The sequence below is a fragment of the Pyrinomonadaceae bacterium genome, from assembly GCA_036277115.1.
GTDB lineage: Bacteria > Acidobacteriota > Blastocatellia > Pyrinomonadales > Pyrinomonadaceae > UBA11740.
The window spans coordinates 1-13923 of sequence record DASUNM010000002.1 but is presented as its reverse complement, the minus strand read 5'-3'; the positions used below and the strand labels follow the sequence as shown (position 1 = coordinate 13923).

Genomic DNA, 13923 nt, shown 5'->3' with positions numbered 1-13923 from the left:
CCTCTTTACGCTTTGATCACCTGTTCGATCTGCTCATAAATAGCCGCGGGCGACTTCGCGCCGTCTACTCTTACCAACCGGCCACTGTGATCGTAGTAATCCAGGAGCGGCGCTGTCTCTCGCTCGTATGTCTCAAGCCGCACGCGAATTTTTTCCGGCGCGTCATCAGCACGAAACGTCAAATCCTGCTCCGGATGCAGATCGCATCGATTGTCGACCCGCGGCGGCTTGAAATAGATGTTGTAAATCTCGCCACAGACCGGACATGTGCGCCGGCCCGTAAGTCGCTGCTGCAAAACGTCGTACGGCACATCGACAAAAATTGCCTGAATTGAGTTCCCCTGTTCGAGGGCGAGCTTTTCGAGCATTTCCGCCTGCACCGTGGTGCGCGGAAAGCCGTCAAGCACATAGCCGTCCTGGCAATCTTCGCCGGCGGTCCGCTTCCGGACCATGTCGATCACAACATCATCTGAAATCAATCGTCCGGACGCCTGGGTCGAGTGGATGTCTTCCGCGGCCATGGCTCGCAGCATGTCGCCGGTCGAAATCTGCGGGAGATTCATCCGCTCTTGCAGCAAGCGCGCCTGTGTGCCTTTGCCGGCACCGGGCGCGCCCATTAAGACGATGATCTTTGACATGGAGTTTGGTTATGCCCTGCGACCGCGCAATCTTCCTCCGCTGCCCAGGAAACCTTCGTAGTTACGCATCACCAATTGCGCTTCAATCTGGGCGACGGTGTCCATCGCGACGCCCACAAGAATCAGCAACGACGTGCCGCCAAAGTAAAACTGATAACCCATGCCGGTCGGTATCCAGCCCAAACCTGGCGTCGTGCTGACGAAGGCGTCAAGCCACGTGCCAATGAACGGCAACCGACCGACGCGATATCCACTCAACATGAACTGCGGCAGGAAAGCCACCGCGGCAAGATAGACGGCGCCCACTACAGTCAGTCGCGTCAGAATCGTGTTCAGGTATTCAGCCGTAGCGCGGCCGGGACGAATGCCCGGCATGAAGCCGCCGTGCTTGCGCAGGTTGTCAGCCACTTCCTCAACATTGAAAACGATCGAAACGTAAAAGAAGGTGAAGAAGATAATCAGCGACAGGAAAATCAATTCGTAATACGGATCGCCCGCATGGAACACCTGGAAAAAGGCGAAGATTTTACCGTACCAATTGTCCGGGTTCTTGGGCGGCAAAGCCGAGAACAGACTCTGTGGCATCGACAACACGGACGACGCGAAGATTACCGGAATAACCCCACCCATGTTGAGCTTTAGCGGCATCGTCGTTTGCTGCCCACCTACCATTTGCCGGCCTACGTGACGCTTCGCATAGCTGACGGGAATTTTTCGCCGCGCTGATTCGACAAAAACGATAAAGGCGATAACCAAAACGATCGCCGCCACCATCACGATGACGCCGAGGATTTCGAGCGTGTCGCCGCTACTGACGCGACCCATAACCTGCTGGACGCCATTCGGTAAACCAATCACGATACCCGAGAAGATCAGCAGTGAAATGCCATTGCCCACGCCGCGTTCCGTAATTTGTTCGCCCAGCCACATCACGAAGATGGTCCCGGTCGTCAGCGTCAGCACCGTGGTGAGCATAAAGGCCCACGTCGGCGCGCCGACGCCATTGATTTGCAGCCAGTGCGCGACAAACGAGGTCTGTAAAGCTCCGAGACCAACCGTCAGATATCGCGTCCACTGGTTAATCTTCTGCCGGCCCATCTCGCCTTCTTCCTGCAGCTTCTTCAACTGCGGAGAGACGACCGTCATTAACTGAAGAATGATTGACGCGGTGATGTACGGCGTTACGCCGAGAGCAAAAATTGAAATGACGCGGAAATTGCCACCCGAAAAAAGATCCAGCACCCCCAGCAGCGTGCCGCTGACGTCCTGCCAGACCTGATCCAGACGTTCGCGGTTAATGCCGGGCGTCGAGATGTGGGCGCCCAGGCGATAGACCGCCAGCAAGCCCAAAGTGAAAAAGATCCGCTTGCGCAGATCCGGCACACTGAACATGTTGCGAACGGCAGCTAGGAATTTTTCCATAAGGGTGGCACAGACTTCAGTCTGTGCGTTCTAAACTGTAGTCACAGATTAAAATCTGTGCCACTAAGCACCAATCAACGTCGCGGTTCCGCCCGCCTTCTCGATCTTTTCGCGCGCGCTCTTCGTAAAGCGATGCGCCGAAACCTTCAGTGCCTTTGAAATTTCGCCGGTGCCGAGCACGACGATGTCGTGTTTCGCCTTCTTGATGACGCCGCGTTTATGAAGGACTTCCGGCGTGATCTCGTCATCAGCACCGAAATTCTTTTCCAGCGCTTCCAAGCTAACTTCGAGCCACTTCTTTTTGAAAATGTTCGTGAACCCGCGCTTGGGCAAACGGCGATGCAGCGGCATCTGGCCGCCTTCGAAACCGGTCTTCGAAGAGTAGCCGGAGCGCGACTTCTGTCCCTTTTCACCGCGACCGGAGGTTTTTCCCAAACCCGTGCCGGGACCGCGACCGAGACGCTTCTTCTTGTGCGTCGAACCTTTTGCCGGGCGTAGATTGTTAAGACTTAATGTCATGACTTTTGATCTTTGGTCTTTGGACTTAGGTCTTTGGTTTTCCGAAGGCCAAAATCCTAAGACCCAAGACCTATTCAATAATTCTTATTAGGTGCGGCACCTTTGCCACCGCGCCGCGCATGGACGGCGTGTCCGGGCGCTCCACGATTTGGTTTAGCTTCGTCAGCCCGAGGCTGCGCACAATTTCTTTCTGCGTTCCGGGACATGCAATGGAGCTGCGATAGTACTGGATCCTGATCTTCGCATCAGACTCTGCCTTCTTGGTGGCCTTAGCCCGTGCCTTCGATTCCGCGCTCTGTCTGTGTCGTGGCATTAACTTGAAACCTTAAACTTGAAACTTGAAACTTATAATTCTTCGACTTGCTTACCGCGCAGTCGCGCTACTTCAAACGGATCCTTCATCCGCAACAAACCGTCAAAGGTCGCCCGCACGACGTTGTGCGGATTTGTCGAGCCCAAAACCTTTGTGCGCACGTCGTGCACACCCGCAGCCTGCATCACAGCGCGCACGGCGCCTCCAGCGATTACGCCCGTTCCTTCAGAAGCTGGCTTCATCATGACTCGGCCAGCGCCAAATCGTCCGATCAGTTGATGCGGCAGAGTGTTCTCGATTAGCGGGACGCGGATCAGGTTTTTCTTGGCGGCCTCTACGGCCTTTTTGATCGCCAGCGGAACTTCACGCGCTTTACCCGTGCCAAAACCAACGTGGCCACCTTCATCACCGACCACGACCAGCGCCGCGAACGAAAGGTTCTTGCCACCCTTCACAACCTTGGTCACGCGGTTGATCGAGATGACCTGATCCTTCAGATCCAAACCCTGCGCCGTAATTCTCTGTTTCGGTTGTCTCATTTACTCTTCTTTCGCTTTAGCCTGGTCGCCATTCTCTACGACGTCATTTGATTCAGCCTTCTCTGGCGATGAACCGGCTTCGGCCTCTTTGGCTTCTTTCGGAGCTTTCTCCTTCTTCGCCTTGGGCTCGGCACTGGCTTCACCGGCGCCAGCGTCTTCCTTCGGAGCCTTCTCTTTTTTGGCCTTTGGCTTAGCAGCTTCCCCGTCGCCAGCCTCAGCAGTCGCGTCTTTCGGAGTGGCTTCCTTCTTGCTCTTTGCCTTGGGTTCTTTCTCCTTGCCCTTGGGCTTAGCAGTTTCCGCTTCCGCGGCTTCAGGCTTTTCTGCCTCGGCTGCTTCCGCCTCTACGACTTCGTTCTTGTTGAGTCCGGCGGCGCGGGCGGCATCGGTCAGCGCCCGGATACGGCCGTGATACAGATAGCCGCCGCGATCAAAGACCACGCTTTCAATTCCCGCCGCCAGCGCGCGCTCGGCAATCGCCTGGCCCACGCGTTTGGCCGCTTCAATGTTGCCGCCCTTGGCCACGCCTAAACCTTTTTCAGTCGTTGAAGCCGAGGCCAGCGTCTGCGACTTCTGGTCATCGATAACCTGCGCGTAGATGTGGTTCAAGCTGCGATAGACAGCCAGTCGCGGCCGCTCAGTCGTACCACGAACCTTGCGCCGTATGCGGCTGTGCACCGCGTTCCGAACTTCTGCTCTGTTTCTGTTAGCCATTACTGAATTTCAGATCTCAAATCTGAGATCGCTGAATCCTATTTACCAGTCTTGCCGGGTTTCAATTTCAACGGCACGTCCGCGTAACGCACGCCCTTGCCTTTGTACGCGTCAGGCTTGCGCAGCTTGTGCATCTCAGCGCAGACCTGACCGAGCTTTTGCTTGTCGATACCCGAAACCGTCAGCGTGGTCTGATACTGCTGAATGCTTCCTTTGGTCGTCATACGCTCAGCTTTAGCTTCAATGCCTTCCGGCAGCGAAAACTCGATCGGATGCGAGTAGCCGAGTGAAAAGACAATCTTCTTTCCCTGTACGTCAGCTTTGTAACCGACGCCGACCACGTCCATCTGCTGCGAAAAGCCTTCCGTCACGCCTTTGATCGCGTTGTTCGCGAGCGCGCGGGCCAAGCCATGCAGCGCGGCCATCTGATCCGAACCGCGCTCAGCGATCAGCGATTCTTCTTCCTGCTTGAACGTAATTCCTTCGGGAATCGGCGTCTTTAAAACGCCTTTCGTGCCTTTTACTTCCAGCTCACGATCCTTGATCGTGACGGTGACACCCTTCGGAATCGAAATCGGTTTTTTACCAATACGAGACATAACGATTAATAAACTTCCGCGAGAACTTCGCCGCCAATATTTTCTTTGCGCGCGGCCTTACCGCTCATCAGTCCGCGCGAAGTCGAAACGATGTTGATGCCATAGCCGCCCAGCACGCGCGGAATCTTTTGCGAAGGGACATACACCCGGCGGCCCGGTCGCGATACGCGCTGCAGGTACGTGATCGAAGAAGTGCCGCGCGCGTCGTAGCGCAGAAAAATCCGGATCAGGCGCTTCGGGCCTTCGCCCTTGAGGACGAAGTTATTGATATAACCCTCCTCTTTGAGGATGCGCGCAATCTCCAGCTTCAGTTTTGACGCCGGGACATCGACACGCGAGTGTTTGGCCGCGACGGCATTTCGAATTCGCGCCAACATGTCGGCAATAGGATCAGTCATTCATTAACTCCAAAAACTTGTCAGTTGTCCGTGGTCCGTAGTCAGTTGCTATTGACTACTGCCGATGACTACTGGCCGTTCACTACCAACTCGATTTCACGACGCCGGGAATCTGTCCCTCGAGCGCCAACTGGCGAAAGCAAATACGGCACAGATGAAACTTGCGCAAATAAGCCCGCGGCCGGCCGCAACGGCGGCAACGCGTGTAAGCGCGCACAGCAAACTTCGGCTTGCGATTAGCTTTCGCGATTAATGATTTTTTTGCCATATCAATTCAGATATCAGACATCAGAAGTCAGATATCAGAATCAAACTCGGCTTGCGCCTGACGTCTGACGTCTGATTTCTGACGTCTGGATTTAAGCCCTGAACGGCATTCCCAATGCCTTTAACAGTGCCCGCGCCTCTTCGTCATTGCGGGCGGTTGTCACAATCGAAATATTCATGCCCCGCAGCTTGTCGACTTTGTTGAAATCGATCTCGGGGAAAATGAGCTGCTCGCGAATGCCGATGGTGTAATTGCCGCGTCCATCGAAAGCTTTTGGCGACACTCCGCGAAAGTCCCTGACGCGGGGCAGCGCCACCGACACCAGGCGATCGAAGAACTCGTACATTCGTTCGCCGCGCAACGTCACCATCACGCCAATCGGCATTCCCTGCCGCAATTTGAAACTCGCGATCGATTTCTTGGCTTTGGTGATCACCGGCTTCTGGCCCGCGATTGACGTCAGCTCAGCCATGGCGGTGTCCAGGATCTTCGCGTTCGCGATCGCCTCGCCCATGCCCATGTTGAGCACAATTTTCTCGAGCCGCGGAACAGCCATCGGGTTCTTGATCGCAAATTCCTTCGCGATTGCCGGCGCGACGTCCTTCTGATAACGCTCTTTAAGTCTTGCTGCCATTTTCGTTAATCGTTAATCGTGAATTGTGAATAGACCGCTTGCTAAACTCGTCCATTTACCATTTACGATTCACTATTTACTTTCTATCTGGTGACCGCTCGAGGCTGCCACTCGCGTCTTGGTGTCGCCGTCAATGTGATAGCGCACGCGTGAAGGCTTGCCTGATTGCGGATCGACAATCTGCACGTTCGACATGTCGAGCCATGACTCACGGTCGATGATGCCGCCCCCACGATTCCCCGCCGGCTTCTGATGACGCTTGATCATGCCAATGCTTTCGACTTTGATCTTGCCTTTCACCGGCGCCACGGCCAACACGCGGCCACGCTTGCCCTTATCGCGGCCGGCGATGACAACGACCTGATCGTTCTTTCGGATTTTGGCTCGTTTAGTTCCCTTCAACTCATTACCTCTCGTCGCGGTCCCGGTTCAGCGGGATTGCGCACTAGATCACTTCCGGCGCCAGCGAAACAATCTTCATGAAATTTTTGTCGCGCAGTTCGCGCGCCACCGGCCCGAATACGCGCGTGCCGATCGGGGTTCCGTCTTCTTTAATCAGCACCGCCGCGTTCTGATCGAACCGGATGTAAGTCCCGTCCCGACGGCGCACTTCCTTGCGCGTGCGCACGATGACGGCGTCCTGCACCGTGCCTTTTTTCACGGCACCGTCGGGCGTCGCCTCTTTCACGGTGACCTTGATTCGATCGCCGAGACTGGCAATTGCGCCGGTCGACCCGCCAATGCCCATGATCATCTCGACGCGCCGTGCTCCCGAATTGTCAGCGACCTCCAGAGAGGTCTGCATCTGTATCATGATTTAAACCCGTAAATCGTTAATCGTGAATCGTAAATGGATGTCCTGGATAACCGCTCTATTCACTATTTACGATTTACCATTCACTACTTGGCTGCCTTCTGAACGATTTCAATTACGCGCCAACGCTTTTTGGCGGACAGTGGCCGCGTTTCCACGATGCGCACGCGGTCGCCGACCGTCGCTCCCAGGTCGTCATGCGCCATGAACTTCGAAGTGCGCCGGACGTAACGACGATACTTCGGGTGCAGCACCTGGCGATCGACTCGCACCACGACCGTCTTCTGCATCTTGTCCGACGCCACCGTCCCGATCTTCTGAACTCGATTGCCGCGCCCGCCCTTCGCCGGCTTGCCATTAGCTGCCGCTGCGGATTCCGCACCGTTGCCGGCCGCAGCCTCGTCAGTGCTCGCCGCCGAAGTCTCCGCCGGAGCATTCTCTGCCACCGGAGTCTCAACTGCTGCCAGCTCGGCTGCAGCCGTCTCGCTCGCCGCTTCCGGCGCTACTTCCGGCCCTTGCGGCGCATCAGTCGGTTCGTCTTTTTTCTTTCGTCTGAACATCTATCCTCAACAATCTGTGGCGCTTACTTGCCGGCCTTTATCTCGCGCTCGCGCGCAATCGTGCGGAGCCGCGCCATCGACCGCTTTTCCTGGCGCATCTTCTTCACCGCGTCGATTTCGCCCAGCGCCAGCTTGAAATTCAAGCGGAACAGAGACTCTTTCAGGCGCGCTGCTTCAGCCTGCAAATCCTCGTCAGCCATGTCGCGTAACTTATCTACTTCTTCGCGTCTCTTCATAACTTTGAGATCTCAGATTTCAAATTTGAAATCTCAGATCGCGCCTCCCTCTTGCTCGGCGCGCGTGACAAACTTCGTCTTCACGGGCAGCTTCTGCGACGCCAGCTTCATCGCGTCGCGCGCGGTCTTTTCATCCACCCCCTCGATTTCGTAAAGAATCCGACCGGGCTTTACCACCGCCACCCAGTATTCGGGAGCGCCCTTGCCTTTACCCATGCGCGTTTCGGCCGGCTTCTTGGTCACCGGCTTGTCGGGAAACATGCGAATCCAAATCTTGCCGCCGCGTTTGATGTGACGCGTCATTGCAATACGCGCCGCCTCGATCTGGCGGTCCGTGATCCAGGCCGCTTCCATAGTCTTCAGGCCGTACTCGCCGAAGCTGATCATGCTGCCGCGCTGGGCGACGCCTTTCATCCGGCCGCGCATCTGCTTGCGATGCTTAACTTTTTTCGGCATCAACATAGCGTCTTATCCCTCGGTTCTTTCTCGGCGCGGACGCGGCCGGGCGCGACCTTCGCGCGGGCGCGGTGTTTCGTTTATCGGATCCGTACCGGTGCCGCGCGCCATCGCCGCCTTCGCATCCAGAATCTGGCCGCGATAAATCCAAACCTTCACGCCAATGATGCCGAACGTGGTGTGCGCTTCAGCAAATCCGTAATCAACATCCGAACGCAAAGTATGCAGGGGAAGCTGGCCCTGCAAGTGCCACTCACTGCGCGCGATTTCCGCGCCGTTCAGACGGCCACTGACTTTGACTTTGATTCCCTGCGCCCCAAAGCGCAGCGACTCTTCCACGGCCTTTCGCATGGCGCGGCGAAAAGCAATTCGCTTTTCGAGCTGCGCCGCAATCTTCTCAGCCTGCAACTGCGCGTTCAGCTCGGGCTTGTGAATCTCCTGAATCGAAACCAGCACTTCGCGGCCCGTGCGCGAAGAGATGTCGCCCTTCAGCTTGTCGATCTCCGCGCCCTTGCGACCGATGATGATGCCGGGTCGCGACGTGTAGATGATGATCTTCAGACGGTTGGCCGCGCGTTCGATGTCCACATGCGACACGCCGGCGCCGGTAAAGCGTCGCTTCAGCTCACGCTTCAACCGCAGGTCTTCGATCAGGAAATCGCCGTATTGCTTTTTCGCAAACCAGTGCGAATGCCAGTCCTTGTTATAGCCAAGGCGAAAACCGTATGGATGAACTTTTTGGCCCACTCAATTACTCCGTTCGAATCTGCATCCTGAATCTCAAATTCGAGATTCAGCATTCGCTACTCTTCGTCCGTCTTCTTCTTTCTTTTCAGTGCACTGCCCAGCTTTGACGCCGCCTTCTTGGCGCCTGTCTTCTTCGGCGCCGCCTTTTTCTCAGGCGCTTCACTCACTTCCGGCGCGGCTTCAGCCGTGTCCGTTTTCGATGTCCCGCGTTTCGCTCTGGGCGCCGCCGCGGCACCGCCGCGTTTGGCTTTCTTACTCACCTTCGGCGTCAATCCCGATTCTTTCTTCCCGTTTTCGCCGGGCTGATCGCTCGTCAGCAGGATCGTCACATGACAAAAGTGGCGTTGCTGGCGAAACGCTCGACCCTGCGGCGCCGGGCGCAGACGGCGACGGCCCTTGGTCGGACCGTCATCGACGTAAGCCGCTTTCAGCCAAAGCTCGTCCGGATCGACCGAGATGTTTGCCTTCTCAGCCGCTTCGTTCGCATTCGCGATTGCCGACTTGACGCACTTCTCAATGCCGAGCGCGGCCCGCTTGTTCGAGTAACGCAGGATCGCCAACGCCTGGTTGACGTTCTTGCCGCGGATCATGTCGATGACCAGCCGCGCCTTTTGCGGCGACCCACGTAGAAACTTTGCGCTTGCTCTTGCTTCCATTGCTTTACCAAATAGGTCCTATAGGTCCCATGCGACCTATGCGTCTTATGCGGCCGGGGCAGCGGGTGCTGATCCTCCGCCAGCCGGCGAGACCTTCGCGGTCTTTTCTGCCTTATCGGCCTTGGTTCCTGAATGGCCCTTAAACGTGCGCGTCGGCGCGAACTCGCCGAGTTTGTGCCCGACCATGTTTTCGGTGATGTAGATCGGAATGTGTCGTTTGCCGTTGTGCACGCCGAACGTCAGCCCAACCATGTCGGGCGTAATCGTCGAGCGACGCGACCAGGTCTTAATCACCTGCGGCCGTTGTCCGCCCGCGCGCACCCGCTCGACCATCTTCCGAACGCCTTTGTCGATCCAGGGACCTTTTTTTAGTGAACGTGGCATATGCGTTTTATTTCGAATTCCGAAATTCGAATTTCGAAATTATTTGACTCTCCGATCCCTCACAATCATTTTCTTAGTCCGCTTGTTGTGACGCGTCTTGTAGCCGCGAGTCGGCTGCCCCCAGGGCGTTACCGGATTGCGGCCGCCCGAGGTTTTTCCTTCACCACCGCCGTGCGGGTGATCGACCGGATTCATCGCGACGCCGCGTACGTGCGGTCGAATTCCCTTCCAGCGGGTGCGACCGGCTTTGCCGAGCGAGACGTTTTCGTGCTCGACGTTGCCGACCTGGCCGACCGTCGCGCGACACTCAACCGGCACGCGCCGAACTTCACCCGAAGGCATGCGCAATTGCGCGTACAAACCTTCTTTTGCGAGCAGCTGCGCAAACGAACCGGCCGCCCGCGCCATCTGTCCGCCTTTGCCCGGACGCAGCTCAATGTTGTGAATCTGCGTACCCAGCGGAATATTCCGAATCGGCAAAGTATTGCCCGGGAGAATGTCAGCGTCCTCGCCACTGGCGATCGTCTTGCCGACTTCCAATCCGACCGGCGCGATGATGTAGCGCTTCTCGCCATCAAGATAAGTAATGAGCGCGATGTTCGACGACCGATTCGGATCGTATTCAATCTGTGTCACGCGTCCCGGCACGCCGTCCTTGTCGCGCTTGAAATCGATGATGCGATAAAAGCGCTTGTGACCGCCGCCGCGACGCCGCACCGTGATGCGCCCGTCGTTGTTACGCCCCGAGATACGCTTCTTCGGCTCGAGCAGGGCCTTCTCAGGCACCGCATTAGGCGTGAGCTCGTCGCGCGTCAGGTAGGTTTGATACCTGCGCGCCGGCGATGTCGGTGTTAGTTTCTTAATCCCCATATCAACTATTTCGAAATTCGAATTCCGAAATTCGAATTCTTAGATTGCCTCACCGTAGTCAACCGGCTTCTCACCCTTCTTAAGGGTTACGTAAGCTTTCTTCCAGGAAGGCTTGCGGCCTTCGAAGCGTCCGCGGCGCGCCATCTTGCCCATGAAATTAGCCGTGCGCACTGCATCGACCTTCACCTGAAAGATGGTCTCGACCGCGCTTTTGATCTCAGGCTTGGTTGCGCGTCGATCGACGCGGAACGTCAAAAGCTGCCGATGATCCTGCGTCTCTTCCTTCGCCACCAGTGCCTTTTCGGTAATCACCGGCGACTTAATAATGTCCCAAACAGTTCGCATTGCTTACGCTTGCGCTCCTCTGTTCCCCGGCATTCTGCGCGCGGGTCGCGCTTCGCCATCTTGAACGTCGCGCGGACGGAAGCCTCGCTCCTCGTCGTCCTTGGCGCGCGGCTGCAAAATCCCGGTCAGCTCTTCCACCGTCTTCGGCGTCAGCACGACTTTCTGATGATTCACAATGTCGTAGATGTTCACGCCGTAGCTGTTTACCACCTTCGTGCTCTGCACATTGCGCGACGCGAGCATCAGGTTCGTATTCTTGAGCGAATCAACGATCAAGGTCTTCCCACCCAACTTCAGACTGCCCAGCGTGCTGATGAATTCACGCGTCTTGGGGGAATCGAATTTCAACTCGCTTACGATAATTAAGTTTCCTTCACGCAACCGTTCAGAGATCGCCGAACAGATCGCGCGCTTGCGCATCTTCTTCGGCAGGCTGTACGACCAGTCGCGCGGTTGCGGTCCGTGCACGTTACCGCCGCCTTTCCAAAGCGGCGAACGCAGGCTGGCGATGCGCGCGCGGCCCGTGCCTTTCTGCTTCCACAGTTTGCGGCCGGCGCCCGAGACATCACCACGCGTTTTTGTCGCGGACGTGCCCTGTCGCCGATTCGCCTGATAGCTCCGTACCGCTTCGTGAATCAACGGCTCGTTGAGAGGCACGCCAAAGACCATGTCATTCAACTCGATCTCGCCGATTTCTTTGCTCGTTAGATCGAGAATTTTAACTGTTGGCATATGCGAACCCTCCTTCACCCGCCGCGACGCGGGGTGCTTACCGTTTTCCCTTCGTGGCTTTCTTAACGATCACAACGCTGCCGTTCGCGCCCGGCACGGCGCCGCGGATCATCAGCAAATTATTTTCAGCATCGACGCGAGCAACGGTTAACCCTTTAGTCGTGATGCGCGCATCGCCCATATGGCCCGAAGATCGCATGCCCTTAATAACCCGCGAAGGATATGCTGACTGGCCAATCGAACCGGGCGCGCGCACGTTCATCGAACCATGCGACTCAGGCCCGCGATTGAAGTTGTGACGCTTGATCGTGCCCGCGAAGCCGCGACCTTTCGATTTGCCGACCACGTCCACCACGTCCCCGTCCGCAAACTGATCGACCAGAATCTTGTCACCGACGTTCGTGCTGTCGTCCGAAGCTTCGACCCGAAACTCTTTGAGAATGCGCGTCGGAGGCATGCCGCCGCCAGTCTTCTCGAAGTGGCCACGCATTGGCTTGGTCACGTTCTTCAGCTTCACAGGGCGATCCTCAACCAGACCGATCTGCACCGCGTCATAACCGTCCTTGCCGCCCGCCGATTTCTTCTGCACGACGATGCACGGCCCGGCCTTAATGACCGTCACCGGAGTGACCGCGCCATCTGCCGCAAAGATCTGCGTCATGCCGATTTTCTTGCCGATGATTCCGTTAATCATTTCGTTTAAATGGATCAATGAACAAATGAATCAATGAACCAATGCTCTAGCTCTTTCCAAAGGCCTTAATCTCAACATCAACACCGGCCGGCAGATCGAGCTTCATCAGCGCATCAACCGTCTGCGGGGTTGGGTCGAGAATATCCATCAGGCGCTTGTGCGTTCTGATTTCAAACTGCTCGCGCGACTTCTTGTCGACGTGGGGCGAACGGAGCACCGTCCACTTGTTCTTCACCGTCGGCAAAGGAATCGGTCCAGCCACGCGCGCGCCGGTGCGCTTCGCAGTCTCGACGATTTCCGTCGTCGATTGATCCAGCACGCGATGATCGTAGGCCTTGAGCCTGATTCTGATTTTCTCGTTCAGCATATTCGGTACGCGCGCCTCCGGCGCGCTTCTGTTACTGCACGCCAGAGGCGTGCGCACCTACCTATTCCACAACTTCAGCAACGGTGCCGGCGCCGACGGTGCGGCCACCTTCACGAATGGCGAAGCGCAGACCTTTCTCCATGGCGATCGGGGCAATCAACTCGATGTCCATCTGAATGTTGTCGCCGGGCATCACCATCTCCACGCCCTCCGGCAGATGCGCCACTCCCGTCACGTCCGTGGTCCGGAAGTAGAACTGCGGCCGATACCCGGTGAAGAACGGGGTATGGCGTCCGCCTTCTTCCTTTGTCAGCACATATGCTTCCGCCTTGAACTTCGTGTGCGGCGTTATCGAGCCCGGCTTTGAAACTACCTGCCCACGCTCAATGTCTTTTCTTTCCACCCCACGCAGCAGCAACCCAACGTTGTCGCCGGCCGTGCCTTCATCCAGCAGCTTCTTGAACATCTCCACGCCCGTCACCACCGTCTTGGTGGTGGGCCGGATGCCGACGATCTCAACCGCTTCGTTCACTTTCACCTTGCCGCGCTCAACTCTTCCCGTGGCCACCGTGCCGCGGCCCTGAATCGTGAAGATGTCTTCCACCGGCATCAAAAACGGCTTGTCGATGTCGCGGGCCGGCGTCGGAATATAAGAGTCAACCGCGTCCATGAGCTCGATAATCGTCTTTTCCCATGTCTCGTCGCCGTCCAGGGCTTTCAAGGCCGAAACCTTCACCACCGGAATGTCGTCACCCGGGAACTCATAAGCGCTGAGCAGTTCTCTGACTTCCAGCTCCACCAGCTCGAGCAACTCCGGATCGTCAACCGCATCGACCTTATTCAGCGCCACCACCATTGCCGGCACCCCTACCTGGCGCGCGAGCAGGATGTGCTCTCGGGTCTGCGGCATCGGACCATCGGTCGCGGCCACCACCAGAATCGCGCCGTCCATCTGCGCCGCGCCGGTGATCATGTTCTTCACATAGTCGGCGTGACCCGGACAGTCCACGTGCGCGTAGTG

Annotated in this window: 23 protein-coding genes and 1 pseudogene; all 24 read right to left on the bottom strand. The window is 56.9% G+C overall.

Annotation, left to right across the window (positions count from 1 at the left end; all coding sequences use genetic code 11):
* Positions 1-5: 5 nt before the first annotated feature.
* Positions 6-638: a nucleoside monophosphate kinase gene (locus VFX97_00125; protein ID HEX5701606.1), complete on the bottom strand. Its 633-nt coding sequence runs from the start codon at positions 636-638 to the stop codon at positions 6-8.
* Between the two features lie 9 nt (positions 639-647).
* Positions 648-2060: a preprotein translocase subunit SecY gene (gene secY / locus VFX97_00120; protein ID HEX5701605.1), complete on the bottom strand. Its 1413-nt coding sequence runs from the start codon at positions 2058-2060 to the stop codon at positions 648-650.
* 63 nt (positions 2061-2123) lie between these two features.
* Positions 2124-2579, bottom strand: coding sequence for a 50S ribosomal protein L15 (gene rplO, locus VFX97_00115; GenBank protein HEX5701604.1), 456 nt, complete (start codon positions 2577-2579; stop codon positions 2124-2126).
* A gap of 70 nt (positions 2580-2649) precedes the next feature.
* Positions 2650-2892: a 50S ribosomal protein L30 gene (gene rpmD / locus VFX97_00110; protein ID HEX5701603.1), complete on the bottom strand. Its 243-nt coding sequence runs from the start codon at positions 2890-2892 to the stop codon at positions 2650-2652.
* Between the two features lie 32 nt (positions 2893-2924).
* Positions 2925-3431, bottom strand: coding sequence for a 30S ribosomal protein S5 (rpsE, locus tag VFX97_00105; GenBank protein HEX5701602.1), 507 nt, complete (start codon positions 3429-3431; stop codon positions 2925-2927).
* Between the two features lie 357 nt (positions 3432-3788).
* Positions 3789-4142: pseudogene (gene rplR, locus VFX97_00100) on the bottom strand (50S ribosomal protein L18).
* Positions 4143-4180: 38 nt separating this feature from the next.
* Positions 4181-4741, bottom strand: a complete 561-nt coding sequence (gene rplF / locus VFX97_00095) for a 50S ribosomal protein L6 (GenBank protein ID HEX5701601.1) — start codon at positions 4739-4741, stop codon at positions 4181-4183.
* A gap of 5 nt (positions 4742-4746) precedes the next feature.
* Positions 4747-5139 carry a 30S ribosomal protein S8 gene (rpsH, locus tag VFX97_00090; GenBank protein HEX5701600.1) on the bottom strand — a complete coding sequence of 131 codons (393 nt, stop codon included), beginning with the start codon at positions 5137-5139 and terminating at the stop codon, positions 4747-4749.
* An 82-nt stretch (positions 5140-5221) separates the two neighbouring features.
* Positions 5222-5407 carry a type Z 30S ribosomal protein S14 gene (locus VFX97_00085; protein HEX5701599.1) on the bottom strand — a complete coding sequence of 62 codons (186 nt, stop codon included), beginning with the start codon at positions 5405-5407 and terminating at the stop codon, positions 5222-5224.
* Positions 5408-5498: 91 nt separating this feature from the next.
* Positions 5499-6041, bottom strand: coding sequence for a 50S ribosomal protein L5 (gene rplE, locus VFX97_00080; protein ID HEX5701598.1), 543 nt, complete (start codon positions 6039-6041; stop codon positions 5499-5501).
* Positions 6042-6113: 72 nt separating this feature from the next.
* Positions 6114-6443 carry a 50S ribosomal protein L24 gene (rplX, locus tag VFX97_00075; GenBank protein ID HEX5701597.1) on the bottom strand — a complete coding sequence of 110 codons (330 nt, stop codon included), beginning with the start codon at positions 6441-6443 and terminating at the stop codon, positions 6114-6116.
* 43 nt (positions 6444-6486) lie between these two features.
* A complete protein-coding gene (gene rplN / locus VFX97_00070; GenBank protein ID HEX5701596.1) occupies positions 6487-6855 on the bottom strand; it encodes a 50S ribosomal protein L14 in 369 nt (122 codons plus the stop codon).
* Between the two features lie 86 nt (positions 6856-6941).
* Positions 6942-7169 (bottom strand): 30S ribosomal protein S17, encoded by a 228-nt coding sequence (rpsQ, locus tag VFX97_00065; GenBank protein ID HEX5701595.1) that lies wholly within the window; start codon positions 7167-7169, stop codon positions 6942-6944.
* A 269-nt stretch (positions 7170-7438) separates the two neighbouring features.
* Positions 7439-7651 carry a 50S ribosomal protein L29 gene (gene rpmC / locus VFX97_00060; GenBank protein HEX5701594.1) on the bottom strand — a complete coding sequence of 71 codons (213 nt, stop codon included), beginning with the start codon at positions 7649-7651 and terminating at the stop codon, positions 7439-7441.
* Positions 7652-7684: 33 nt separating this feature from the next.
* Positions 7685-8113, bottom strand: a complete 429-nt coding sequence (gene rplP / locus VFX97_00055) for a 50S ribosomal protein L16 (GenBank protein ID HEX5701593.1) — start codon at positions 8111-8113, stop codon at positions 7685-7687.
* A gap of 6 nt (positions 8114-8119) precedes the next feature.
* Entirely contained in the window at positions 8120-8854 is a 735-nt protein-coding gene (gene rpsC / locus VFX97_00050; GenBank protein HEX5701592.1) for a 30S ribosomal protein S3, read from the bottom strand.
* Between the two features lie 56 nt (positions 8855-8910).
* The gene (gene rplV / locus VFX97_00045; protein ID HEX5701591.1) at positions 8911-9510 is read right to left on the bottom strand and encodes a 50S ribosomal protein L22; all 600 of its coding nucleotides are present in this window, start codon (positions 9508-9510) and stop codon (positions 8911-8913) included.
* A 45-nt stretch (positions 9511-9555) separates the two neighbouring features.
* Positions 9556-9894, bottom strand: coding sequence for a 30S ribosomal protein S19 (gene rpsS / locus VFX97_00040; protein ID HEX5701590.1), 339 nt, complete (start codon positions 9892-9894; stop codon positions 9556-9558).
* Positions 9895-9933: 39 nt separating this feature from the next.
* Positions 9934-10764 (bottom strand): 50S ribosomal protein L2, encoded by an 831-nt coding sequence (gene rplB / locus VFX97_00035; protein ID HEX5701589.1) that lies wholly within the window; start codon positions 10762-10764, stop codon positions 9934-9936.
* A gap of 39 nt (positions 10765-10803) precedes the next feature.
* Positions 10804-11109, bottom strand: coding sequence for a 50S ribosomal protein L23 (gene rplW / locus VFX97_00030; GenBank protein HEX5701588.1), 306 nt, complete (start codon positions 11107-11109; stop codon positions 10804-10806).
* Between the two features lie 3 nt (positions 11110-11112).
* Entirely contained in the window at positions 11113-11841 is a 729-nt protein-coding gene (gene rplD / locus VFX97_00025; GenBank protein ID HEX5701587.1) for a 50S ribosomal protein L4, read from the bottom strand.
* Positions 11842-11878: 37 nt separating this feature from the next.
* Positions 11879-12532 (bottom strand): 50S ribosomal protein L3, encoded by a 654-nt coding sequence (rplC, locus tag VFX97_00020; protein ID HEX5701586.1) that lies wholly within the window; start codon positions 12530-12532, stop codon positions 11879-11881.
* Positions 12533-12581: 49 nt separating this feature from the next.
* Positions 12582-12902, bottom strand: coding sequence for a 30S ribosomal protein S10 (gene rpsJ / locus VFX97_00015; GenBank protein HEX5701585.1), 321 nt, complete (start codon positions 12900-12902; stop codon positions 12582-12584).
* Between the two features lie 61 nt (positions 12903-12963).
* Positions 12964-13923, bottom strand: a 960-nt coding sequence (tuf, locus tag VFX97_00010; GenBank protein ID HEX5701584.1) for an elongation factor Tu, incomplete at its 5' end; no start/stop codon positions are given.